The organism is Pseudomonas sp. TNT2022 ID642 (assembly GCF_028656995.1).
In the GTDB taxonomy this organism is placed as follows: Bacteria; Pseudomonadota; Gammaproteobacteria; order Pseudomonadales; family Pseudomonadaceae; genus Aquipseudomonas.
Genome location: NZ_JAMDGW010000010.1, coordinates 1 through 25,005, shown reverse-complemented (window position 1 = coordinate 25,005; position 25,005 = coordinate 1). Strand labels below are relative to the sequence as shown.

The following is a 25,005-nucleotide window of genomic DNA, read 5'->3' as shown; positions in this document are numbered from 1 at the left end:
CTGAAAGAGCGATACAAACCCGACGCTGAGGTTCAAATCTGTATCACTTGGCGCGGTAGTGAATAGAGGCGCAGCCATGAGGATCAGCGATTTTTTCGTTCGCGAACTCGGCCGGCGCCAGGTCCTGCTGTTCTTTGTGCTGGCGACCGGATTGTATGTTCTGCCGTTGATCCTCGCCGACTATCCCTACATCGACGACAACTGGCGTGCGCTGGCCGCCGGTAATGCCTGGGCCGGTTACGGGCGGCTGTTCGCCGACTGGCTGTATCAGGCGTTGACGTTCACCGGCGCTGCGCCGGATATCTTCCCTTTGCCGTTGCTGCTTGCCACTGTGGCGATGAGCCTGGCGCTGACGCGCCTGACGTTTCACTACTTTGCCGAGCCGACGCTGGCCTGTTGTCTGGTGCCGTTGCCGCTTTGGTACAACCCGTTCCTGCTGCAGAATTTCTCCTATCAGTACGACGGGCCGAGTATGGCCTTCAGTCTGGTGGCGATGGTCTGCGCGGTGACCTTTGACGGTTCAACGCGGGTACAACGCTGGCTGATACCGGCGGCATTGATTGCGCTGGGTCTCGGGCTGTACCAGATCAGCGTCAACGTCTTTCTGGGCTTGTGTTGTGTGGAGTTGCTCAGGGCGTTGCACCGGCGTGTCTCGTGGACGGAGGTCTGGCAGTTGCTCGGCGGCAGGCTTGCGCAACTCGCTCTCGGCATCGCGATCTACGACGTCACCGCGTACCCGTTCATGGCGGCCTCGCGGCAAGCGCAGCTGCTCGACAGGGCAGGGCATCCATTACTGCAAATCATCACCAACATGGGCCGCGTGCTGGAAAAAATCGCGCTGTTGTTTCACGGTGGATATCTTTGGGTGTTTGCTGCTCTGGTGCTTTTTGCGCTCTGGGGGCTGGCGCGTCTCGCAGGGATGGATCGGCGCGCGAGCTATGCGATCCTCGGCCTGGCCACTTTCGCGGTGCTGGTATTGCTGGTGCCGGGTATCACGTTGCTGTTCCGCGATTTCAATGAGGGCGCGCGAACGTTGATGGGGTTTGGTGTGCTGCTGGTGTTTCTGTTCTTTCTCGCACGTCTGGCGCTGGCTCCCTGTCACCGTTTGTTGCCTTTGCTGCTGGTGATCCCGCTATTGGCGACGTTGTCGCTGTCGTTTGCTTACGGCCGCGTGTTGAACATGCAGAAAACCTTCGCCACAGCTGCGCTGTACAGCCTCGGTCACGACATCGCCGCCCATCGCGAACTGCGTGAAGCCAAGCGTATTTACCTGTCGATCAATTACTCCGAGCGCTGGCTGGCCAGTGCCGAGGGATCGTTCAGGCAGCTACCGGTTTTGCGTTATCTGCTGAATGTCGATTACTACATGCTCGCAGAGAACCTGCCGTCGATGGGCATCACCAATGTGGTTGCCGAACGTGAGCGACGTAACGCCTCTCACGTCGGCTACAGGGGTTATCCAGCGCTGGTGGAGAGTCTGTATTACCGCATTTATCTGCTCGGCGATTATGGCTTTATCGTCATGAAAGAGCCGCCGCACGGACGGTTGTTGCAGTGGTGAGGTGCTGGTCGTTCGCGCCAGTCCGTTGCGCAGACCGGCGCATTGGTCGTTATGCGGCCGCGACTTCCTGCGGCTCGAAACTGTCCGCCCGCGCCATCTGCCACATCCGCGAGTAAAACTCGCCATTCACTTCCCCGGTGAGCAATTCCCCCGGTTTCAGAAATACGTGCAACTGCGAGAACAGTTTGATCTCGGTCGCCGACATGCGCCGCACCAAGTGCTTGGCCGACAGTTGCGACGGATGCTCGAGGCCGGCCGCTGCCAACATTTCCGCCAGCGCCTTGAGGGTATTGCGGTGGAAGTTGAACACGCGCTGCGCCTTGTCCGGCACCACCAGCGCGCGCTGGCGCAAAGTGTCCTGAGTCGCTACGCCGGTCGGGCATTTGTTGGTGTGGCAGCTTTGCGACTGGATGCAGCCGATCGCGAACATGAAGCCGCGTGCGGAGTTGGCCCAGTCGGCGCCGATGGCCAGCACGCTGGCGATGTCGAAGGCGCTGACAATCTTGCCGCTGGCGCCGAGTTTGATCTTGTCACGCAGGTTGAGGCCGACCAGGGTGTTGTGCACAAACAACAGGCCTTCGCGCATCGGCACGCCGATGTGGTCGGTGAACTCGACCGGTGCGGCGCCGGTGCCACCTTCCTTGCCGTCGACGACGATGAAGTCTGGCAGGATGCCGGTTTCCAGCATGGCTTTGGCAATGCCCATGAACTCCCACGGGTGGCCGAGGCAGAACTTGAAGCCCACCGGTTTGCCGCCGGACAGTTCACGCAGTTGCTGGATGAACTGCATCATTTCGATCGGCGTGGAAAACGCGCTGTGGCGCGACGGCGACACGCAGTCTTCGCCCATCATGATCCCGCGGGTTTCAGCAATTTCCTTGGTGACTTTGTGTTTGGGCAAGATGCCGCCGTGGCCGGGTTTGGCGCCCTGGCTCATCTTGATTTCGATCATCCGCACTTGCGGATTCTGTGCCTGGGTAGCAAAGCGTTCCGGGTCGAAACGGCCGTCGCTGGTGCGGCAGCCGAAGTAGCCGCTGCCCAGTTCCCAGGTCAGGTCGCCGCCGTGTTCGCGGTGATACGGACTGATGCTGCCTTCGCCGGTATCGTGGGCGAAGTTGCCGAGTTTAGCGCCCTGGTTCAACGCACGGATGGCGTTGGCGCTGAGCGAGCCGAAGCTCATCGCCGAAATATTGAAAACCGAGGCCGAGTACGGCTGCGAGCACTGCGGGCCGCCGACGGTGACGCGGAAACTGCTCGGGTCGGTCAGTGGCGCCGGGCGCATCGAGTGGCCGATGAATTCGAAACCGGATTGGTAGACATCGATCAGTGTGCCGAAGGGTTTGTCGGCGGTTTCGTTTTTCGCTCGCGAATAAACCAGCGAACGTTGCGCGCGGGAGAAGGGCAGGGCATCGCTGTCGGATTCCAGCAGGTATTGGCGGATTTCCGGGCGGATGCCTTCGACCAGGTAACGGATGTTGCCGAGGATCGGGTAGTTGCGGCGCACCGCGTGCGGGCTTTGCAGCAGGTCGAACAGACCGATCAGGCTCAGCACGCCGGTGACCGCAGTGATCGGCCACAGCCAGTCATGTTCGAGGAAAGGCAGGCTGGCGAGGGTAAATATCACGCAGACGGCAAAGAAGGCGTAGCGGCTCAGGAGTGACAGGCTCATACGGTTTCCTTGGTTCGGACTCAGAGATTTCGGCGAAAGGCTCAGGGATGTACAAAATCCCTGTGGGAGCGAGCCGGCTCGCGAAAGCGACCTGTCAGTAGAAAAATTATTGTCTGATCCGACGCATTCGCGAGCCGGCTCGCTCCCACAAAAAGCAACTTCACCAAACGATCAGGCGTTTTGCGCCTGAAGAAAAATCGAAAACAGCTCGGACTGGGATTTGATCCCCAGCTTGCTGTACATGTGTTTCTTATGGACTTTCACGGTTTCTACGGAGATTTCCAGCTTACGGGCGATTTCTTTACTGGAGCAACCGCTGAGCATCAAACGCCCAACATCCAGCTCGCGGGCGGTCAGTTGTGCACCTTTGAGTTGCTGCACCGACGCCTCCAGTTGCACCCGCCAGTCTGCCCGGACAGGGGCGGCGGCGAGGGCCACGGTTTCGTTGATTTCATACGGTAACCGCTGGCGCAGCAGGCCCAGCACCCAGGGCTGGATCAATGACAGCAAGGCGATATGTTCGCCAGTGAAACGTTTTTCACTGCCCAGTGACAGACACAGCGTGCGATCGCCTTCGAGCTGACAATTGAACTGGATTTCGTCGGCCACGACATTCAGACGAAAGTATCGCTGGTAATACTCGGTCAGTTCGAAATGCTCCGGTGCCACTTCCGAGAGGCGATACAAACCGGTGCGCGTTTGCTCGCGACAGGCGATGTAGAACGGGTCGAGCAGGTACAGGCCGCGCAGATAATCCTGAAACAACGGGTCAGGGTTGCCGTCTGCGCCCGGGCATTCGGCGAAGACTTGCGGGTGTTGATCGGCGCTGAACAGCAGCACCACCCAGCTATCGAACGGCACGTATTGGTCGAGCAGTCGCACCAGTTGCGCCCAGAAATTCGGCTTGTCGAGCGCGTCGATCAATTGCCCGACGGCGCGGTGCCAGGTGATGTCGTCAAACGAAAGTGTCATCGATCTACCCCTATCGGGTTACCCCGGCCGCGTAATTCCCTGGCCGCTCGCTTGCTGCGCATACTGGCCCACAGACAGCCACCGGGCAATCTTTCAGCGCCCGACGCTCATAACAAGGGAACCCTCATGAAAGTCGAACTCGCCCAACTGGCGGGCCGTGACAATGCCACGGCATACAACCTCGAACGCGCCCTGGCGGCGATTGCCGCGTGCGCTGCCGACACGCAATTGATCGTGTTCCCGGAAACCCACCTGATGGGCTTCCCGACGGCCGAAACCGTGGCGCACACCGCCGAACCGTTGGACGGCCCGACCGTCAGCGCGGTGCTGGCCGCCGCGCGCGAACGCAACATCGCCGTGGTGATCGGCATGGCCGAAAACGACAACGGGCGTTTCTACAACACCACGCTGCTGATTACCCCTGAAGGCATTGCCCTGAAATACCGCAAGACCCATCTGTGGGCGTCGGATCGCGGCGTGTTCGAGGCCGGTGACCGCTACGCCACCTGCGAGTGGAACGGCGTGCGCGTTGGCTTGCTGATTTGCTACGACATCGAGTTTCCGGAGTCGGCCCGCGCCTTGGCGCAACTCGGTGCCGAACTGTTGATCGTGACCAACGGCAATATGGATCCGTACGCGCCGACGCACCGCACCGCGATCATGGCCCGCGCGCAGGAGAATCAGGCCTTTGCGTTGATGGTCAATCGCGTGGAGGCGGGGGATGACGGTTTGATGTTTGCCGGTGGCAGTGCGTTGGTCGATCCGCTGGGGACGTTGCTGTTTGAGGCCGGACGGGAAGAAGGGCAGTTCAGTGTTGAGCTGGATTTCGCTCAACTGGAGATTGCACGCAGGGATTATCGCTATCTGGATGATCAGCGTTTGAAGTTGCCAGGGGAGGTGGTGGAGCGTGGCGATGGTGTTCGTGAGTTGTTGATTCCACGCCGTTGACGGATGCCCTCACCCTAACCCTCTCCCGGAGGGAGAGGGGACTGACCGAGTTGATTGTCCGAGGTACGCCGACCTGAGATACCGAATCGCACTCAGGATTTGAAGCTGTGAATTCGAATTGGGCGCAGGATTTGAAATTGCGCATTCGAGTCGAACTCAGGATTTGATCTGCGAGTTCAAGTCGAACTGAGGATTGAATCTACGAGTTCAAGTCGAACTCAGGATTTGAAACCCATGGAGATCGGCTCCCTTTCCCCCTCGCCCCCCTGGGGGAGAGGGCTGGGGTGAGGGGGAAAAGATTTCAAGCCGAACAAAAAACTCAAACAACACCAGAACAACAAAGCCACACCCGAAAACATTCGCCGAACCCGGCTCTGCCATAAATCCAATAACATTCGGAGTAAGTCGCCCATGGCTCGTTTGCAACGCACCCTTTCATTAGGGTCGGTGGTGCTGTTCGGCATCGCCTATATGACGCCGATCATTGTCCTCGGCACCTTCGGCATCCTCGCCCAATCCACCGCCGGCATGGTCCCCGCCGCCTATCTGGCGGCACTGATTGCTATGTTCTTCACCGCGATGAGTTACGGGCGCATGGCCGCTGCATTCCCCGTCGCCGGTTCCGCTTACAGCTACGTGCGCAAGGCAATCAGCCCGAAACTCGGCTTTATCGCCGGTTGGGCGGTATTGCTCGATTACCTGTTTCTACCGATGGCGATCTGGCTGATCGGCGCGGCGTATCTGGCGTCGGCATTCCCGTCCATCCCGCAATGGATCTGGGTGCTGGCGTTCATCGGCATCACCAGCGCGATCAACATCATTGGCCTGAAACTGGCCAACGGCATCAACGCTTTGCTGATGCTGGTGCAGTTCCTCGTGCTGATCGCTTTCGTCGCGCTGTGCGTGCACTACATCGGCGGCGATGCGAGCACGCCGTTGTGGTCGGTCAAACCGTTCTTCAACGGCGACATGCACATGCCGCTGATCATGAGCGGCGCGGCCATCGCCTGCTATTCGTTCCTCGGCTTCGACGCGGTCAGCACCTTGACCGAAGAAACCCGCGACCCGCGCCGCACCATCCCACGGGCGATCATGTTGATCACCCTGATCGGCGGGCTGATCTTCGTCGGCGTTTCGTATTTCGTGCAGATCGCGCACCCGTCGTTCCAGTTCGACAGCGTTGACTCGGCCGCCTATGAAATCGCCCGCAATATCGGCGGTGATCTGTTTGTGTCGATCTTTTTGATCGGTTTGATTGTCGGTCAGTTCGCCTCGGGGCTGTCGGCGCAGGCCAGCGGCTCGCGGTTGCTGTTCGCCATGGGCCGCGACGGCGTGTTGCCGAAGTCGTTCTTCGGCACCTTGCACGCGCGCTTCGGCACACCGGTCAACAGCATCCTGCTGTGCGCCGTGGTGGCGTTGCTGGCGCTGAAACTCGACGTGACCACCTCGACTTCGTTCATCAACTTCGGCGCCTTCCTGGCGTTCAGTCTGGTCAATCTGTCGGTGATCTTTCATTACTGGATCGGTGGCGAGAAAAAGGGACTGCGTGAGCTGGTGCTGTTTTTGATCTTTCCGTTCATTGGTCTGCTGGCGGATATATGGCTGATGGTCAGCCTTGATCACTTGGCGGTGTATCTGGGCTTGAGCTGGCTGGCGATCGGCGTGGTTTATCTTGCCGTGCTCACCGGTGGCTTCCGTCGCCAACCGCCGGAGATGGATTTTCAGGAAGCGACCTGAGTCCTGCGGCTTGGCACTTGGTTGACAGGCATGTGATCCTTGGCGCCTTTGCGCCAAAGGACACCGTGTATGCCGACGCCTTCCCAGACCATTCGCATTGCCGCTGCGCTGTTGCTCAACACTCAGGGCCACACCTTGCTGGTGCGCAAGCGCGGCACCACGGCGTTCATGCAACCGGGCGGCAAGATCGAAGTGCACGAGTTACCGGTGCACGCGCTGGCGCGTGAGCTGGAAGAGGAGTTGGGCTTGCAGATCGATCCGGCGCAGGCGTCTTTTCTCGGCCAGTTTTCCGCTCCCGCCGCCAACGAGCCGGGATTCGTTGTACAAGCGGACATCTTCCAACTGATCATCGACACTGAAGTCACGCCGGCAGCGGAAATCGAAGAAGTGATCTGGGTCGATCCGGCCACTGATCCTGCTGTCGTACTGGCGCCATTGACACGCGACCTGATCCTGCCGTTTTATCGCAATTCGCTGATCGAGATCGCCTGATCATCTCCGCAAAGGACTTTGCCATGATCCCGCTGCAAGACCTGCTGATTTTCGCTGCTGCCGCATTGCTGATGGTGCTGACGCCGGGGCCGAACATGATCTACCTGATCTCGCGTTCGATCTGTCAGGGGCGCAAGGCCGGAGTCACGTCGTTGCTCGGGGTGGTCAGTGGATTCTTTGTGCACATGTTCGCGGCCGCGGCCGGTTTGACGGCGGTGTTTCTGGCGGTGCCGATGGCCTATGAAGTGCTCAAGTGGGCCGGTGCGCTGTACTTGCTCTGGCTGGCCTGGCAAGCGCTGAAACCGGGAGCGCGCTCGCCGTTCGAGGCGCAGCAACTGCCGGCGGATTCGTCGCGAAAGCTGATCACCATGGGCTTTCTCACCAGCGCACTGAATCCGAAAATCGCGGTGTTCTACCTCTCGGTGTTCCCGCAATTCATCACCCCTGAACACGGCTCGGTGTTCACCCAAAGCATCGTACTCGGCCTGACCCAGATCAGCGTGAGTTTTTGCGTCAACTTGCTGATCGCGTTGTTCGCGGCGGGTATCGCTTCATGGTTCGTGCGCAACCCGACATGGCTGGCGCTGCAGCGTTATTTCATGGGCTTGGTGCTGGGCGGCCTCGCTGTACGGCTGATGCTTGAGCAACGCAGGGTGGCGTGAGCATGTGGATCGAACGACTGGACGCCAGCCATGCCCTGGCTTACCGCGAACTGATGCTCGAAGCCTATGACCGCCATCCGCAGGCGTTCACCTCCAGCGTGCGCGAGCGCGCGGTGATGCCGCTGAGCTGGTGGGAAGGGCGTCTGACCAGCAAGCTCGATGTGGTGCTTGGCGCGTTTGAAGCCGGCACGTTGGCCGGTATCGTCGGCCTGGCCTTCGAACCGCGCGAAAAGGCCCGCCATAAAGCCACGCTGTTCGGCATGTACGTGTCGGCGGATTTTCGTCAGCACGGCCTGGGCCATGAACTGGTGCAGGCGGCCATTGCCGAAGCGCAAAACCACCCGGCGCTAAAACTGCTCCAGCTCACCGTCACCGCCGGCAATGACGCCGCGTTCAATCTCTACCAGCGCTGCGGCTTCATCCAGTTCGGCCTCGAACCATTGGCGGTGCGAGTGGGTGAAGACTACTTCGACAAGATCCACATGTGGCGTGAATTACCTTGAGAGGGGGGCTAGATCAAAAGATCGCAGCCTTCGGCAGCTCCTACACTGATCTCTGTAGGAGCTGCCGAAGGCTGCGATCTTTTGATTTTTAGCGTCAGCGAACCGCGCTGACACCATCAAGGGTCGAGAACGAGGTGTCCTTCGCCGTCAGCAGAAAATCACGCATGTACGGGGCATCGAGCATGTCGGTGCGAATCGCCGCGTACAACGTCGCGAACAAACCTTTTTCCCCCAGCCGTTTACCCTTCACGTAACCGCGCGAGCTGTATTCGTGCAGCGCCCAGTGCGGCATGCCGCAGACGCCACGACCACTGGCGACCAGTTGCATCATCATCACCGTCAGCTCTGAAGTGCGCACTTGCGCCGGCTCGATATCGGCCGGCTCCAGGAAGCGTGTGAAGATGTCGAGGCGGTCGCGTTCCACCGGGTAGGTGATCAGCGTTTCCGTCAACAGGTCTTCGGGGACGATGTACGGTTTGCTTGCCAGTGCATGCTGATTGGCCACCGCGAGCATGGCTTCGTAGGTAAACAGCGGTACATAAGTGATGCCGGCGATTTCCAGCGGATCGGAAGTCACCACCAGATCCAGATCACCACGCGCCAGCGCCGGCAGCGGTGCGAAGGCGAAACCCGAAGCGAGGTCGAGTTCGACTTCCGGCCATGCATCGCGGAACTGGTCGATGGTCGGCATCAGCCACTGGAAGCAGCTGTGGCATTCGATGGCCATGTGCAAGCGCCCGGCGGTGCCACCGGCCAGACGGCCGATATCCCGTTCGGCGGCGCGCAACAGCGGCAGGGTGGCGTCGGCCAGTTGCAGCAGGCGCAAACCGGCACTGGTGAAACGCACCGGTTTGGTCTTGCGCACGAAAAGGGCCATGCCCAGGCGTTCCTCAAGTTCCTTGAACTGGTGAGACAACGCCGATTGCGTCAGGTGCAGACGGTCGGCGGCATCGACCAGGCTGTCGGCTTCGCGCAGGGCATGCAGGGTTTTCAGGTGACGAATTTCAAGCACCGATGACTCCATGAGTAAAACTTGTGATCAACGCAAAGAGGTTGAGTTTGTCTCATGATGATGGCGCTGTCGACATCGACGCGTGCTTTTGCGGCAGAACTGCGGAGTGGTGGCTCTGCAGTTCTTCATGCGATTGAGGCGTCTTATGTTCAGAGTCCTTCGAAATGCCTCAGAACAATCGACTGTTCGGTGATTCGGGAATCGAGCAGGGTCGGGTCGTCAGCGTGGGTCAGAAAACGATTCTCTGGCAGTTTCACATGGCCTCTTTCGAGCTTGCGCAAAGGCATGGTCGTCGAGCGGTAATGGAAATGCACGTACCAGAGCAATTGCTCAGGCTCCTGCGTGAGGTTCCAGACCTCATATTCCTGCAGGTAGTTGGGGTGACCCTGATGATCAGCCAGTTGCTGGATCGGACGCAATTTGCGGATATCCACCGCACGCTGATCGATGAGGTCATCCAGCATGCCGTCGGTAGGCTTTTGACTGGTCAATGAGCGTTCGGTGCGGATGGCACGACCTTCGATAACCAGTTCGCTTGCCTGATCGCGCAGTCGCTGAATGATCGGGTGCTGGGCAGACTTGGCAGCGATATCGTCGGCGCGCGTGGTGAGTTCACCCGCCCGACCTTTCATCATGTGTTCTAGGTCGACGGGGAGCATGCCCTTGTTGGCGTTTCTCTGAACCTTGGCGCGGTAATTCGCCACGTCATCCAGACGTTGCTGCGCCTCGGTGACCAGTTTGGCCAGACTCAACCCCGTTGGCGGGCGGGCGGCTGCGGGTCGCGGGTTGGTCAGCCGTAATTTGCCATCAGCACCTTGTTCATAGATTTCCTCATAGCCTCCAGACCCGGTGCATTTGTATCGACGGGTATTGGTCACGTTGTCCCATTGCTCCACGCCATGGCGTAATTGGTTGTCATCAGTGATGAATACGCGCTGCAGAGGTTTCCCTGCGACCTTGGGCTCGGGTGGCTTGTTGAGAGCGGCACGCGCTCGATCAGCCAAGCGATCAATGCCTTCCAGCAAGGACTCGACGACGTCCAGATGAAAGAATTGCGGATAGCTGGCGGTCCAGACAGCCATCTCGCGCCGGAACTCGACGCAAGCGTCGATGCTTTCCTGAAGAATGCGGGTACGTTCGGCGGTCGTGCTCTGAATGTTCGGCAGGTCGTACTGGCGGTACAGGCGCTGATCGATTTTACTGCGAAGGGGCTCCGCCACCGTTGCAAAGTAGCGCCACGACGCATCGTCGGGACTGCCGATTCTTTTGACGATTTCCAAACGTTGCGAGGTTTTCAGGTACAGCAAGACGGCCTCACTGTGGCGGGCGTTGGTGTAATCGACCTGCGCCGAAATGTTCGGCCGGTCTTTGACAAGAATGCGTTCATACCAGTGATTGACCTGGTCTTTGAGTTCCCCCAATTGTTCGAGCTTGTTCACGATCTCGACACGAAACCGGTGTATGTCTTCAATATGTTGCAAACGTTCGACCACAGCGTCAGCTGGCAGCGCATTGTGTAGCTGCTTCAATCGCTTGACGGCTTGTATCATTCCGTAAGTGTTATGCGACAGGTGAATGGCGCGGCGCTGATAACGATCAGTCAACAGCCATGCGGTCCTGCTTTGCATTTGGGCGACAGCCCTGCGTTTTCTGCCCTGGGTCAGCGCCGTTAATTCGGTCAACACTTCATACCGCTGACTGGCCACCCGGATATCGCCAACGCAAGCGGCTTCGACCGTTGGCAGCATGGTCATGCGCTCCGCATCCGTGGCATCGCGGTAGGCATTGAGCACCTGGTCGCTTTTTGTTCCCCGGCGCTGCAATTGATTGGCCAGGTCGTCAGCGGCAGCGGTCAGTTGATGGTGACGGCGGAAGTTTCGATCCACCAACCAGCGCGGCAAGCGTTGCCGAATCACCGACGGCCAGTAAGAGTCGAGTGTGTCGACAATGCGCCCGGCGACATTGCCTCCCCCCGGTGCGCCGCCTTCCAGGGCGGTCCCGTAGACGCCGAACCAGGTGTCCCAGTGCCCGTTTTCATCCAGTGCGATCGGCTGCTTGTAGGTTTTTCGCGAACTGCCAGACAGACGCCAGCTGCGCGAATCCCTGCTCAGTTCCACTTGGTAGAGGCGGCCCTGACGTTCGATGAAAAATTCGTTCTCATGCCGGTAGATCCCGCGATAGAGGCCATGGGTGGCGGGTTCTGTGTCGGCCAGGGAAATCGGGTGTTCATATTCGTAATCCTTGAAGCGCGCCAGGATATGCCTGGCCTGACGCTGCGACTTGCCGTGCAGCGCCGCCACGTTGCCGAGCACCGCGCGCAGCTGTCGAGCCTGTGTCAACACGCGTGTCGTCCGCGAGAGGGTCGAAGCCACCGCTTCACCCGGAAGCAGATCCATCAGGGCGTCGATCAACGACAGCAACATGGACTCGATTTCTGCCAGACCGTCCGCCACATCACCACGCAAAAACGCTGCGGTGGCCTGATTGGCAGCGGTCCAGGCCTGGTAAAGGGCCAGTACACTGCCGACGAAGGGCACCATGCCCAACGCCATTTTTATGTAGTTGAAGGCGCGTGGGCCTTTCAAGGTGTAGCGCTCGAAGAACAGCTCGTCGTTGGAGCGCGAAGTGCCGCGATGGGCTTCGATCAAGCGCCCCATGTGTGCGTCGAGCAGGTGCGCGGCGAACGAAGTAGTCGCCGGCCAGCGCGCGCCCACTTCGATGATCGCATCGAAGTTTTTTTCCACGGCCTGACCGATTCGGCGGACATGGGACCTGACGTTACCTTGCAAAGCCCTGTTGGCCAGATACTCGATCCACTTGTCACTTGCGCACAACCTGAACAGGCCTTTGCGCGCCGCTTCGAGCGTGTCATAGCGGCGCAAGAACTGTCCGTCGTGGCTGTCTGGCAGGTACAACAGGGTGACGCCGCTGATCTGTTCTTCGATGAAACTGACGCCGGACAGGGTCACCGGCCCTTCGCGGGGGGTGTCCTTGCCGCCGACTTTGAGCGACACCGGCAAGAGGACGAGACGCTTGCCGTGGGCTTGCCACGCGTCTGCGCTGTTGGCATCGATGGCGATGTTCAGCAGCGCGGAGTCATCACGGCTGAGATGCTTTTGCAGGCGCGCATTTTCGCTTTGGATTTTCAGCATCAGGCGCCAGGGCTCAATCAGGCTTTCCCGGCGATGTTGTGTGACGAAGTGCGATTCGCTGGCTGCGCCCCTGAATGCATCATGGATCTTCTGCTCATAGGCTTTGGGCAGATCAAGTTCCGGCAGGACTTTGCGCAGATAGGTCAGGTTGATGCCGTTGAGCAGGCGTGTGCGATCCTCTTTCAGTGTCGCGGTGACTTCCAGACGCAGGAAAATCAACCGCTGCGACAGTGAGTCGTTGAGCACTGAATGCACGTTGTCGATATTGAGCTGGGCCAAGTCCTCAAGTGACATTTTGCTGCGGGTTTTACTGGGCACAATGACCGTTGTCTTCCTGACACCACCGGGGCCCGCCTCATGGGCTTGTTCGGTTTTGGTCGAGTCGGGGAGTTCGACTTGTACTGAAAAGTAGCCTTCAAGGGAAAAATCCTTGCGCAGTCGAGCGTGCAGGTGGCGGCGGGTAAAGTCGTCACGGGGTTCCAGCGCGAGGGTCATGAGGGCGTGGCTTTGGCGCATCGCCGCGATGTACGCCTCGATGTTCTGTTTCAGCCCGTTACGCTCTTGCTCTTTGAGTTTGATCAGCCACCCGGGCAGATGGCCGGCGAGGGTGCCGCTGCGCTCCTGCTCCTGCAAATGAGCAAAGGCCAGGCTCCGGGCGGCATGCACCGGAACCTGAACATTGGCGAGGCAGCCCAGGCGCAGAATTTCCAGAGCGTCAGCCTGTTCGGGCTTACCGCGCAGGGGCGTGGCTTTTGTTTCGAAGTCGGTCACCAGCGCGTTGAGGCAATGATGCAGCGGGTCTGTGGTCAGCGGGCTCAGTTGCAGGGTCACGTCGCTGTCGTGATCCTGAATCCGGAACACTTCGCGCTCCAGTGTCCGGCGATCGGCAAAGCGTTGCAGGCCACCACCATTGCCTGGCCAATAGAGCATCAGGCTGGAATTCGACGCCCTGTCTGAAAATGCCGCTTGGCGCCCGATGACCAGTGCGCCTTTGAGCGGTTCGCTCTGCGTCGTACTGATCCCGTCCTTGGTTGCGGTCAGCGACAACGTCAGACTGGCTGCCGTGATGTCAGCGTCGCGTGCAGCCGCGACGGGGGTTTCCAGCACGGCTTTGAGCAGATCGTGTTCGGCACTGTCGAGTTGGCCCAAGGCCGCTTGCAGTCTGCCTTCGGCATACAAACCGTCCCGGTGCGCCTGACGCAGGGCCGAGAACGCTGAGTTGAAAGTGTTCACCTCGAGGGTACTGTCGCGGTAAAGCAGCGATGTGGCGGCAGCCTCGCCGGTTTGTTCGGCTGTCTCCAGCGCTTTGAGGGCTTCCTTGAATTGGCGATACCGAGAGCCGTCGCCATCGTTGTCCTGCATGCGTTCAAGGGCCTCGCGTTCGCGTTTGAGCGCCACTTGTCGCACGGCCAGGGGAATACCGGCCGACAGGCTGCCGAATAGCGGTTTCTCCTCCGTTTCGATATCACTGGCGGGCGCGAGCGGTGTTGGCGGGGCCGCCACGATGATCGCGCTGCTGCGCTGATGATCGATCAGGTCGACATGCACCAGTGATCGCGTGCCGTGCGCTCTGATCCCGGGTTTGCCTAGGTTGGTATTGCTCAAGGCATCGAGCTGCGCATGGTGTCGGTCGGCGAACAGATCGCTTGCCCCAGTGGCCATCGGGTCGAGCGCTGCGCTGTAGTCAAAGCGCAGGATGTCCTTGGGCAATCCGGTGGGGATCTGTATTTGAATAGTCAGCCATGTTTGCATTTCTGCGCGTGTGTTGAAGGCCAGGATCGAGGTGGCTTTGCAGGGCAGATAAAGCAGTGGCGCCGCCGTGGCCAAATCGCCGACGCTGATGACCCATGCACCTGGGAGTTTGACTTTGCTGTCGTTGCTCAGCACCAGTGCCAGCTTTTCCGTGTGGATGGGTTGCCCCTCGACTGTCAGCGCACCTGCGCCTGAATCGATGATGTGCTGCAGCGGTTTGAGTTGCGCGGCGGTGATGACCCGGTTGGCGAGGGCTGTGTGCGCGGTGGCTTCGAAGTGTGCGCGGTAAAGTTGCGTGGCGCGGGTACGTCGCGACACAGGCGTGCGCGGCGCCCGCGCATCCCAGAACTCTGCCCAGCGAATTTCGTGGCTTTTGCGTGGATCGAGGGATTTGAGCTTTTCAAGGACTTGCAGGGGTTTCAATGCGTACAACGCATGATCCGAGCTGATTCCGCTGAGATCACAGCGCTGATCCAGATCGGTTTCCAGCGTCGGGTGTTGAACGACAAAGGCGCAGGCGTCGGTCAGGCTGACGATGTGTTCTGGCTCGTCATCGGTGGCAGCAAAGCGCAATCCGGTTGTTTCACCGTCCAGTTGCAGTCGCTGGCGCAGCAGCTCATTGACGGTGTCGCGCAGGGCAGGGCTGGGGGCAAACAATTCGCGCAAACCCTCATGGCTGGCGCGCCAGCGGTGGCTGGCCTGCTGCAACAGGCTGTCATCGATCGTTTTCGGCAGGTGCTCGACCGTTTCGGACAACGGTGAAGTGGCGGGGAGTTCATCCAGAATAAGGCGATCGGGCATGGTGGCATGACTCGCATGGCGGGGCGGGGAATCCGTCCCTGAGCGGGTCATTGAAGTGCGATCGCGCGAGGCGATGGCGGTACATAGATATTGTTTGCAACCATCGCCCATGACCGCTCGGCACTCTTCATCAAACTGTCATGGAACTGTGGCAGCGCGCTTGTACAAACTTCATCAGACTCGCGCTCTACTGGGGTTCTGCGTTTCGGTGTTTTTCATGGCTAAGGGTTTTTTATCTGTCGCGGCTTTGTTGGCCGCGATTTTTTTCGGATCATCGGCATGGGCGGCGGCGCGCTGCGATGTGAATGTGCCGACCGAACACGTCGATCTGCAACAGGTGAGCCTGGCTTACCAGAGCATTGGCCGCGCGTCGGATCCGGCGTTATTGCTGGTCATGGGCCTGGGTGGACAGTTGATTCACTGGCCGGACGAAGTGGTGGTTGCGCTGTGTCAGCAGGGCTTTCGCGTGATTCGCTATGACAACCGCGATGTCGGCCTGTCGACGTGGCGTCAGGCGCCGGCTGAAGCCAATCTGACCTTCGAAGTGTTGCGCTACAAGCTCGGTCTGCCAGTGGCAGCGCCGTACAGCCTGACCGACATGGCGGACGACGCGCTGGGTTTGATGGACGCGTTGCATGTCGAGCAATTCCACGTACTGGGCGCGAGCATGGGCGGGATGATCGCCCAGCACATGGCAGCGATGGCACCGCAGCGGGTCGAGAGCCTGACATTGATCATGACCACCTCGGGCGCCGAAGGATTGCCGGCACCGAGTGCAGCGCTGGTGCAGTTGCTGTCGCGACGCGGTGCACCGAATCGCCAGGTGGCACTGGAGCAACAGGCTGATTTACTGGCGGCGCTGGGTAGCCCGGCGGTGACCGATGATCGCCAGGCCTTGCTGCATCAGGCGGCGCTGTCGTATGACCGCGCGTTCAACCCGGAAGGCGTGAAACGGCAGATCATGGCGATTCTTGCTGAACCGAGTCGGGTGGCGTTACTCAACCAGTTACGGGTGCCGACGCTGGTGGTGCATGGCACAGCGGACCCGTTGCTGCCGGTGATGCACGGCGTGCATCTGGCGGCGCATATTCGCGGCAGTCAGTTGAAGCTGATTCCGGGGTTGGCGCATCGCTTTCAAGAGGCGTTCAAGGAGCCGTTGCTGGCGGCGGTGCTGCCGTATTTGCAGGCGCATCGTGAAGACACCTCGCACTGGGCGCAGATTGAGCCGGTGGTGGGTGGGAATCTGCTGTAACCGAGGTATTTGTGTTGTCTGAGCGGGCCTCTTCGCGAGCAGGCTCGCTCCCACAGGGGAACGCATTCCAAGGGTGGGAGCGAGCCTGCTCGCGAAGGAGTCGCTATGGTCACCAAAAATCTGAAGCAGGTGTATCGTGCAAACTTTCCCGCACGATTTCCCCTGCGAGGTGTTTGATGAATTCCGCTTTGAAAATCGACTTTGTCAGCGACGTCTCCTGCCCTTGGTGCGTCGTCGGTTTGTATGGCCTGTTACAGGCACTGGAAATTCTGCGCAACGAAGTGCAGGCCGAGATCCGGTTTCAGCCGTTCGAGCTCAATCCGAAAATGGCCGCCGAAGGGCAGAACATCACCGAGCATATTCAAGAGAAATACGGCTCGACCCCGGAGCAGTCGCAGAAGAACCGCGAAGCGATCCGCGCCCGTGGCGCCGAGCTGGGGTTTGCCTTTCGCACTGATGGCAACAGCCGCATCTACAACACCTTCGATGCGCATCGCCTGCTGCACTGGGCCGGGCTTGAAGGTGTGCAGCTGGCCTTGAAAGAGGCACTGTTCAAGGCTTATTTCAGTGAGGGCGGCAATCCGTCGGATCACCGGCAACTGGTGCAGATTGCGGAAAGTGTCGGGCTGGATCGTCAGCGTGCCGAGGCTGTTCTGGCGTCGGACGAGTTTGCCGATGAGGTGCGTGAAGAAGAGCAGTTGTGGCTGCAGCGCGGGGTGAGTTCGGTGCCGACCGTGGTGTTCAACGGGCAGTACGCGGTGACGGGCGGGCAGCCGGTGGAGACGTTTGTTGGGGCGATTCGGCAGATTATGGCGGAGTCGAAGGGCGGTACGGTCAACTGATATCGGTAGGAGCCAAAAGCCCCTCACCCTAACCTTCCCGAAACGTCGGACCGCCCAGAGGGAGAGGGGACTGATCGAGTTGTATTTGGCTATCCGCCGACCTGATGCATTGAGTCGATTATGGATTCGGTACAGCACTTTCACGTCGGCGGAGATCTTCAATATTCAGCGGTCGGCCCCCTCTCCCTCTGGGAGAGGGCTGGGGTGAGGGTCAGCTATGCAGGCGCACCCAAACAGTCACCAAAACAGTGGCAGCCATCAACCACGCCACCGCCGCCACCGCCAGCGATGCCTCCAGCCGCATCCGATCGACCATCACATACAACGTCGCCAGATACACAAAGTACGGAATGATCGACCACATCCCAAACACGATCGTGTTCTTCAAATCATCAATCGAACGCCCCTTGCCAACGATGTAATGCGCAATCAGCGCAAACGTCGGAAACAGCGGCACCAATCCGGCGATGTAGTAGTTTTTGGTTTTCGACAGCGCCGCGATGATCAGCACCACCGCTGCGCCCAACAGGGCTTTGAAAAACAGATCCACATTGTTCTCGCTTAATGGCTCAACCCGTACTTCTTCACTTTGTCGAACAGCGTGGTCTTGGCCATACCCAATTCCAGACTCGCCTGAGTCAGGTTGCCACCGCTGCGTTGCAAGGCATCGCTGAGCAGGTTGCGTTCGAAGGCTTCCACCGCTTCGGCGAACGCCAGGCCTTGTCCGCCACTGCTGGCGCCAGTCTTCTTGAACGCCGGCAAACCGAGGGCAAACCGTTCGGCGACGTTGCGCAGTTCGCGCACGTTGCCCGGCCAGTCGTGGCTCATCAGGTTCGACAGGGTCTGGTTGTCCAGTTCCGGCAGCGCGCGATCAAAGCGCAGGGCCGACTGCTGGGTGAAGTGTTCGAACAGTTGCAGGATGTCTTCGCGGCGCTCGCGCAGTGGCGGCAATTCCAGCGTCACGACGTTGAGGCGGTAGTACAAGTCGCTGCGGAATTCGCCGGACTTGCTCGATTCGTCGAGGTCGGATTTGGTCGCCGCGATCACCCGGCAATCCACCGCCACGCTCTGGTTCGAGCCGAGGCGTTCGAGGGTGCGTTCCTGCAACACACGCAGCAGTTTGATCTGCAATGGCAGCGGCATGCTTTCCACTTCGTCGAGGAACAGCGTGCCGCCGTCGGCGTGTTCGATCTTGCCGATACGGCGTTTGCCGGCACCGGTAAAGGCGTTGGCCTCGTGGCCGAAAATCTCGCTTTCGAAAAGGTTTTCCGGCAGACCGCCGCAGTTCAACGCGACGAATTGCTTGCTGTGGCGACGACTGAAATCGTGCAGGCAGCGGGCGACCAGTTCCTTACCGGTGCCGGTCTCGCCTTCGATCAGCACGTTGGCCGAAGTGTCGGCGACGTTGGCAATCAGTTCGCGCAGGTTCTGCATCGCCGGCGAGCGACCGATGATGCGTCCTTCGAGCGAATCACGTTCGGCCAGTTGCCGACGCAGCGACGACACTTCACGGGCGAGGCTGCGTTGCTCCAGCGCCCGCCGTGCAACGTCGACCAGACGCTCCGGCGAGAACGGTTTCTCCATGAAGTCGTAAGCGCCTTTCTGCATCGCGCCAACGGCCATGGAAATGTCGCCGTGGCCGGTGATCAATACCACCGGCAGGCTGCGATCACGTTGCTTGAGGCGGGTCAGCAGTTCCAGGCCATCGATGCCCGGCAAGCGAATGTCGCTGATGACGATGCCGGCAAAGTTGTCGCCGACGCGCTCCAGCGCCTCCTCGGCACTGCCGACGCCGACGCAGGGAATATCTTCGAGGGTCAGCGCCTGTTGGCAGCCGAGCAGCACATGGGGGTCGTCTTCGACGATCAGCACACTGAGTTCGTGGTTCATATTGGCTCGGCAGGAGTAGGGCTTACCAACGGTAAACTGAGGACGAAGGTGGTACCACCGCTGGCCGGGTGTTCAACACCCAGATGCCCGCCGGTGGCGGCTGCGAGGCTGGCGGAAAGCGTCAAGCCAAGGCCCAGGCCTTGTTCGCCGGGTTTGGTGGTGAAGAACGGTTCGAACAGATGCTTGCGCGCTTCGGCGTCGATGCCGTGGCCGTTGTCGCGTACGCGCAGGCGATATTTGCCGTTGAATTCTTCGCCCTCCAGCCACAGTTCGGGCCGTGGTTGCGCCTGCATGGCGTCGAGGGCGTTGCCGATCAGGTTGACCAGAATCTGTTCGAGACGGGTCTGGTCGATCTGCACCTGTACGTCGATGAACTGACGATGCACGTCCAGCGCCGAGGTTTCCACGCGGGCACCGAGCACTTGCAACGCGGCATCGACGGCTTTGCCGAGGCTGGCCTGACCCTGATTGTCCCCGCGCCGGGCGAACGAGCGCAGGCTGGCGGTGATCCGGCCCATGCGGTCGATCAAATCGTTAATGGTCTTGAGGTTGGTGCTGGCGACGTCGAGCTGACCGCGTTCGAGAAAGCGCACGGTGTTGCCCGACAGCGTGCGCATCGCCGCCAGCGGCTGGTTCAATTCGTGGGCAATGCTGGTCGACATCTGGCCGATGGCGGCGAGTTTGCCGGCCTGGACCAGTTCATCCTGGGCACGACGCAAGGTCTCTTCGGCCTGGCGGCGTTCGCGGATCTGGCTTTTCAGTCGCTCGTTGCTGGCGCGCAGGTCGGTGGTGCGTTCGGTAATCCGACGCTCCAGTTGATTGTTGGCTTCCTGCAAGGCTTCGCGGGCGGCAAGCCGAGTGGCGATGACCTTGCGCCGCTCGTTCCAGGCGATCAGCAGGAAGGCCACCAGGGCGAACGCGACGGCAACGAGAATGCCTTGGTTGATCGCTTCGCGGCGCAAGTCCTGTAATGGCGTGAGCAGGGTGAAATTCCACGGCGTGTCGCTCAGCGGTCGGGTCTGCGCCAGATAGCTGATGTCATCCTCGCCGGACTGCACTTCGCTGTTGGCCGGGAAGGTGAGTTTCTCCACGCCTTCGGACAAGGTTTCGCGAGCCAACGGTTGCAGTTCGTTGAGCGGGAACCAGTAGTACTGCAGGCTGCGGGCGAGTTTTTCCTTGGTGGCTTCACTCAAGGGAATCACTGCTTTCAGGCGCCGGGCCGGATCGCTGGATAGAATGATGATGCCGTTTTCATCGCTGACGAAGGCTTCCAGACGCGCCCGTTGCCAACGTTCTTCCATGGCTTCCAGGCGCACTTTGACCACGGCGACGCCGATGATCTTGCCGTGCTCTTCGAGGCCATGAGCGAGGTAGTAACCGGGTTCACCGTTGGTGCTGCCGATGCCATAGAAACGCCCGGGTTCGCCGCGTACGGCTTTCTGGAAATAGGCGCGGAAGGACAGGTCTTCACCGAGGTAACTGTCGACATCGCGCCAGTTGCTGGTGGCCATGACGCGGCCGGTGGTGTCCATGACGTAGATGGCCCGACTGCGACTGCGCCGGTTCAGGCCTTCGAGGTAAGCGTTGACCGTTTCCCGGTATTGCGGGGTCGGGTCAGCCAGCAACTGCGACACACTCGTTTCGAGTTCCAGCAGGCTGGGCAGGTAGGTGTATTTGCTGATCTCGCTTTCGACCGCGCGGGCGTGCAGTTCCAGTTGACGCTGACCGTTCTCGCCGAGGCTGCGAATGCCGAAATGTTCACTGGTCCAGAAGCCGATAAAACCCAATCCGATCATCAGGATGATGACCAGCGGCGGCAGGAACAAATGACGAATCAGACGAGGCTTCACGGCAAGTGATGGCGGCGCTGCGCGATAGAGATTGGGGTCGCATTTCATCACAGATGCCTTGGGTCAACCACCACAACAGACCTTGCCATTTCCCTGTAGGAGCTGCCGCAGGCTGCGATCTTTTGATCTTCAAAAACAAAGTCAAAAGATCGCAGCCTGCGGCAGCTCCTACAGGGGGCTGGCGGTGTTGCTTTTAGTGCTGCAGGATTTTCTCGAGGAAGTGTTGCGCGCGTTCGGAGCGGGCGCTGATGTCGCCGAAGAACTCCTCTTTCGGGCAGTCTTCGATGATCTTGCCGGCGTCCATGAAGATTACGCGGTCGGCCACTTTGCGGGCGAAGCCCATTTCGTGGGTCACGCACATCATGGTCATGCCTTCGTGGGCCAGTTGCACCATCACGTCGAGCACTTCGTTGACCATTTCCGGGTCAAGCGCCGAGGTCGGTTCGTCGAACAGCATGACGATCGGGTCCATCGCCAGCGCACGGGCGATCGCCACGCGCTGTTGCTGACCACCGGAGAGTTGCCCCGGATGCTTGTGGGCATGTGCGGACAGACCGACGCGCTCAAGCAGTTGCAGACCTTTCTTGGTCGCCTCTTCCTTGCTGCGGCCCAACACCTTGATCTGCGCGATGGTCAGGTTTTCGGTGATGGTCAGGTGCGGGAACAGCTCGAAATGCTGGAACACCATGCCCACGCGCGAACGCAGTTTCGGCAGGTTGGTCTTCGAGTCGGCAATCGACGTGCCGTCGACGACGATGTCGCCTTTCTGGAACGGTTCCAGCGCGTTGACGCATTTGATCAGGGTCGATTTGCCGGAACCCGACGGGCCGCAGACCACGATCACTTCGCCTTTTTTGACCTCGGTGCTGCAATCAGTCAGCACCTGGAAGTCGCCATACCACTTGTTGATGTTCTTGATAGAGATCATACGGCAAACCTTTTTTGCAGACGCTTGACCAGCAGCGAGGCGGAAAAGCTGATGATGAAGTAGACGACACCGGCGAAGATCAGGAACTCGTTGGAACGGCCGATGATGTCGCCGCTGGAGCGGGCGGAGTTGAGGAAGTCCACCAGGCCCACGGTGTAGACCAGCGAGGTGTCCTGGAACAGGATGATCGACTGTTGCAGCAGCAACGGGGTCATCTTGCGGAACGCCTGGGGCAGGATGATCAGACGCATGGTCTGGCCATAGGTCATGCCCATCGCCTGCGCGGCGGCCATCTGGCCTTTGGGGATCGACTGCACACCGGCCCGGACGATTTCGCAGAAGTACGCGGCTTCGAACATCATGAAGGCCACGACGCAGGAGGTGAACGCACCGATCGGCGTGTCTTCACCGGTGATCCAGCGCAGCACGAACGGCACCGCCAGGTAGAACCAGGTGATCACCAGCAGCAGCGGGATCGAACGGAAGTAGTTCACATAAGCGCCGGCCACCCGCGACAGCAGTTTGCTCGACGACAGGCGCATCAGCGCGAGGATCGTCCCCAGCACGATGCCGCCGACCACGCCCATGACCATCAACTGCAAGGTCATGACCATGCCGTTCCACAGGCCCGGGATAGCGGGGATGATGCCGCTGAAATCGAAGTCCATTATTTACCCCCCACGGAGATCAGGCCGGGCACCGCGACTTTCTTCTCGACCATGCGCATCAGCAACATCAGGCTCATGTTCAAGGTGAAGTAGATCAGCGTGGCCAGGGTGAAGGCTTCAAACAGGTTGGCCGAGAATTCGGCGGTCTGCTTGGTTTGCGCCAGCAGTTCCATCAGGCCGATCAGGGACGCCACGGAGGAGTTCTTGAAGACGTTGAGGAATTCCGAGGTGAGCGGCGGAATGATGATCCGGTAGGCCTGGGGCAGCAGCACGTTCCAGTAGATCTGCGGCAACTTGAAGCCCATGGCGCGGGCGGCGGATTCCTGGCCGCGTGGCAGCGCCTGGATGCCGGTACGCACTTGTTCGCAGACACGGGCAGCGGTGAACAGGCCCAGGCACACGACAACGCTCAGGTAAGCCGAGGTCGTCGGGTTGAGGTCCTGTTTGTACCAGTCCTGCAGGTTTTGCGGCAGCAGGTCGGGCACCAGGAAGTACCAGATGAACAGCTGAACCAGCAGCGGCACGTTACGGAACAGCTCGACGTAGCAGGTGGCGATGCCCGATACGATGCGGTTTGGCACCGTGCGCATGACCCCCAGAATGGAGCCCAGCAGCAAGGCGATAATCCACGCCACGATGGCGATGGCAATGGTCCAGCCCAAACCGGTGACGTACCAGTCGAGATAAGTCTCGCTGCCGACGCCGGTGGACTTGAAGAACACGCCCCAGTCCCAGTTGTAATTCATTAGGGTCTCCCCTCGAGATCGATCGATGTACAAGCACCCGCTTGGGGAAGATCCTTTCCCACCTGACGTTGAACGTCAGGCACACGCGATCGGCTCGAAAACCGCCAGGTCGAGTGTTCCACTGTATAGCCAGCAGGTAGTAACAGACGCCTGAGGGAGGGTGGCTCCCTCAGGAGATAAGGTTAGTCAGTAATCAGATTTTTACGTCAGGCGCCGGCTTGTCGCTCGGGTTGGCGATCAGATCTTTTACCTTGTCGCTCATCGGGAAGTTCAGGTTCAGGCCTTTTGGAGGAATCGGGCTCTCGAACCACTTGCTGTAGATCTTGTTGATCTCGCCCGACTTGTACAGGCCAACGATGGCGGCATCGACCGCCTTCTTGAAGGCCGGGTCGTCTTTGCGAACCATGCACGCGTAGGCTTCGAAGGACTGTGGCGTACCGGTGATGATCCAGTCAGTCGGTTTCTTGGCCTTGGCTTCTTCACCGGCCAGCAGGGCGTCGTCCATCATGAAGGCTACGGCGCGGCCGCTTTCCAGCATGTTGAAGGATTCGCCGTGGTCTTTGGCGGAGATGATGTTCATGCCCATCTGCTTGTCGGCGTTCATCGCTTTGATGATGCGCTCGGACGTGGTGCCGGCGGTGGTCACGACGTTTTTGCCTTTCAGGTCGGCGAAGTCAGCGTAGGACGGCTTGCCTTCCTTGTCTTTTTTGACCAGCAGACGGGTGCCGATTTCGAAGATGTTGACGGTGAAGTCGACTTGCTGGGCGCGTTCGGCATTGTTGGTGGTGGAGCCGCACTCGATATCCGCGGTGCCGTTCTGGATCAGCGGGATACGGGTTTGCGAGGTCACCAGGTTGTACTTGACCTGCAGATCGGGCTTGTTCAGGTCTTTTTTCAGGGCTTCAACGATGGCCACCTGAATGTCGTGGGAGTAGCCCACTGGTTTGCCGGAAGCATCTGCAATGTAGGAAAACGGAATGGAGGAGTCACGGTGAGCGAGCGTGATGGTGCCCGAATCGTTGATTTTCTTCAGGGTGCCGGTGAGTTCGGCGGCGAAAACTGGCGTGCTGATCAGAGCGGCAGCAATGGCTGCGCCCAGGATATGGGGAACGATGCGCATCAAATTTTCCTCGACATTGTTTTTTTTATGGAGCCAGTTTGTCGGCCCTTTTGTGCTTCGAATGCCTGACGGCTCCTGAAGTGTTGGCACAACAAGCATTCGTCGAGAGAGTGTAGAGCATGAGTCGTGCCAGACCAGTCCGATGTCATTAAGTTAATGATTTATAACGTTATTAAAGTTTTGTGATGGTTTGTTTTGGCGTAACTGATCCGGTTTACCGAATCGACCGGGAAGTCGCGTTCGGAAAACCGAACGGTCGGAAGCCCCTCACCCTAACCCTCCCGAAACGTCGGACCGCCCAGAGGGAGAGGGGACTGAACGCGGCGACTGGGTGGGATGCACCGACTTGAGATACCGAGTCGAACTCAGGATTTACAGAGCACCTCGATCGGCTCCCTTCCCCCTCTCCCCTCTGGGGGAGAGGGCTGGGGTGGGTAAAGACCGGGTA

19 protein-coding genes are annotated in these 25,005 nt (G+C 59.6%); 8 read left to right on the top strand and 11 right to left on the bottom strand.

Annotated elements, in window-relative coordinates; all coding sequences use genetic code 11:
• Positions 1–76: 76 nt before the first annotated feature.
• Positions 77–1,561, top strand: a complete 1,485-nt coding sequence (locus tag M5G26_RS11335) for a glucosyltransferase domain-containing protein (protein WP_273915337.1) — start codon at positions 77–79, stop codon at positions 1,559–1,561.
• Between the two features lie 49 nt (positions 1,562–1,610).
• Here the strand turns inward: M5G26_RS11335 and M5G26_RS11330 are convergent, their stop codons facing one another.
• Both M5G26_RS11330 and M5G26_RS11325 read right to left on the bottom strand, forming a co-directional pair.
• The gene (locus M5G26_RS11330) at positions 1,611–3,230 is read right to left on the bottom strand and encodes an FMN-binding glutamate synthase family protein (protein ID WP_273915336.1); all 1,620 of its coding nucleotides are present in this window, start codon (positions 3,228–3,230) and stop codon (positions 1,611–1,613) included.
• Positions 3,231–3,401: 171 nt separating this feature from the next.
• Positions 3,402–4,202, bottom strand: a complete 801-nt coding sequence (locus M5G26_RS11325) for a helix-turn-helix transcriptional regulator (protein ID WP_095048312.1) — start codon at positions 4,200–4,202, stop codon at positions 3,402–3,404.
• A 126-nt stretch (positions 4,203–4,328) separates the two neighbouring features.
• Here M5G26_RS11325 and M5G26_RS11320 point away from each other — a divergent pair, with 126 nt between their 5' ends.
• From M5G26_RS11320 to M5G26_RS11300, 5 genes are all read left to right on the top strand, one after another.
• Complete coding sequence (locus M5G26_RS11320; protein WP_273915335.1) at positions 4,329–5,150, top strand: carbon-nitrogen hydrolase family protein; 822 nt, start codon at positions 4,329–4,331, stop codon at positions 5,148–5,150.
• Positions 5,151–5,561: 411 nt separating this feature from the next.
• Entirely contained in the window at positions 5,562–6,887 is a 1,326-nt protein-coding gene (locus M5G26_RS11315; protein WP_150693221.1) for an APC family permease, read from the top strand.
• Between the two features lie 69 nt (positions 6,888–6,956).
• A complete protein-coding gene (locus M5G26_RS11310) occupies positions 6,957–7,379 on the top strand; it encodes an NUDIX hydrolase (RefSeq protein ID WP_273915334.1) in 423 nt (140 codons plus the stop codon).
• 23 nt (positions 7,380–7,402) lie between these two features.
• Positions 7,403–8,041: a LysE family translocator gene (locus tag M5G26_RS11305; protein WP_273915333.1), complete on the top strand. Its 639-nt coding sequence runs from the start codon at positions 7,403–7,405 to the stop codon at positions 8,039–8,041.
• A gap of 2 nt (positions 8,042–8,043) precedes the next feature.
• A complete protein-coding gene (locus tag M5G26_RS11300; RefSeq protein WP_273915332.1) occupies positions 8,044–8,544 on the top strand; it encodes a GNAT family N-acetyltransferase in 501 nt (166 codons plus the stop codon).
• Between the two features lie 94 nt (positions 8,545–8,638).
• Here the strand turns inward: M5G26_RS11300 and metR are convergent, their stop codons facing one another.
• Positions 8,639–9,556: a transcriptional regulator MetR gene (gene metR, locus M5G26_RS11295; RefSeq protein ID WP_007916739.1), complete on the bottom strand. Its 918-nt coding sequence runs from the start codon at positions 9,554–9,556 to the stop codon at positions 8,639–8,641.
• A gap of 149 nt (positions 9,557–9,705) precedes the next feature.
• Positions 9,706–15,261, bottom strand: coding sequence for a dermonecrotic toxin domain-containing protein (locus M5G26_RS11290; RefSeq protein WP_273915331.1), 5,556 nt, complete (start codon positions 15,259–15,261; stop codon positions 9,706–9,708).
• A gap of 217 nt (positions 15,262–15,478) precedes the next feature.
• On the opposite strand from M5G26_RS11290, the gene M5G26_RS11285 reads away from it, so the two are divergent.
• Complete coding sequence (locus M5G26_RS11285; protein ID WP_134177577.1) at positions 15,479–16,513, top strand: alpha/beta fold hydrolase; 1,035 nt, start codon at positions 15,479–15,481, stop codon at positions 16,511–16,513.
• 176 nt (positions 16,514–16,689) lie between these two features.
• Positions 16,690–17,355, top strand: coding sequence for a DsbA family oxidoreductase (locus M5G26_RS11280; protein WP_273915330.1), 666 nt, complete (start codon positions 16,690–16,692; stop codon positions 17,353–17,355).
• Positions 17,356–17,566: 211 nt separating this feature from the next.
• Here M5G26_RS11280 and M5G26_RS11275 read toward each other — a convergent pair whose 3' ends face one another.
• The 7 genes from M5G26_RS11275 to M5G26_RS11245 form a co-directional block, all read right to left on the bottom strand.
• The gene (locus tag M5G26_RS11275) at positions 17,567–17,905 is read right to left on the bottom strand and encodes a GlpM family protein (RefSeq protein ID WP_273915329.1); all 339 of its coding nucleotides are present in this window, start codon (positions 17,903–17,905) and stop codon (positions 17,567–17,569) included.
• Positions 17,906–17,916: 11 nt separating this feature from the next.
• Positions 17,917–19,245, bottom strand: coding sequence for a sigma-54-dependent transcriptional regulator (locus M5G26_RS11270; protein ID WP_122598872.1), 1,329 nt, complete (start codon positions 19,243–19,245; stop codon positions 17,917–17,919).
• The gene (locus M5G26_RS11265) at positions 19,242–21,143 is read right to left on the bottom strand and encodes a sensor histidine kinase (protein WP_038369086.1); all 1,902 of its coding nucleotides are present in this window, start codon (positions 21,141–21,143) and stop codon (positions 19,242–19,244) included. The genes M5G26_RS11270 and M5G26_RS11265 overlap by 4 nt, the downstream gene beginning before the upstream one ends.
• Before the next feature lie 145 nt (positions 21,144–21,288).
• Positions 21,289–22,023 (bottom strand): amino acid ABC transporter ATP-binding protein, encoded by a 735-nt coding sequence (locus M5G26_RS11260; RefSeq protein WP_007963947.1) that lies wholly within the window; start codon positions 22,021–22,023, stop codon positions 21,289–21,291.
• Complete coding sequence (locus tag M5G26_RS11255) at positions 22,020–22,691, bottom strand: amino acid ABC transporter permease (RefSeq protein ID WP_003227756.1); 672 nt, start codon at positions 22,689–22,691, stop codon at positions 22,020–22,022. The genes M5G26_RS11260 and M5G26_RS11255 overlap by 4 nt, the downstream gene beginning before the upstream one ends.
• Positions 22,691–23,437 (bottom strand): amino acid ABC transporter permease, encoded by a 747-nt coding sequence (locus M5G26_RS11250; protein WP_016986630.1) that lies wholly within the window; start codon positions 23,435–23,437, stop codon positions 22,691–22,693. The genes M5G26_RS11255 and M5G26_RS11250 overlap by 1 nt, the downstream gene beginning before the upstream one ends.
• 193 nt (positions 23,438–23,630) lie before the next feature.
• The gene (locus M5G26_RS11245) at positions 23,631–24,557 is read right to left on the bottom strand and encodes a glutamate/aspartate ABC transporter substrate-binding protein (RefSeq protein ID WP_273915328.1); all 927 of its coding nucleotides are present in this window, start codon (positions 24,555–24,557) and stop codon (positions 23,631–23,633) included.
• Between the last annotated feature and the right edge of the window lie 448 nt (positions 24,558–25,005).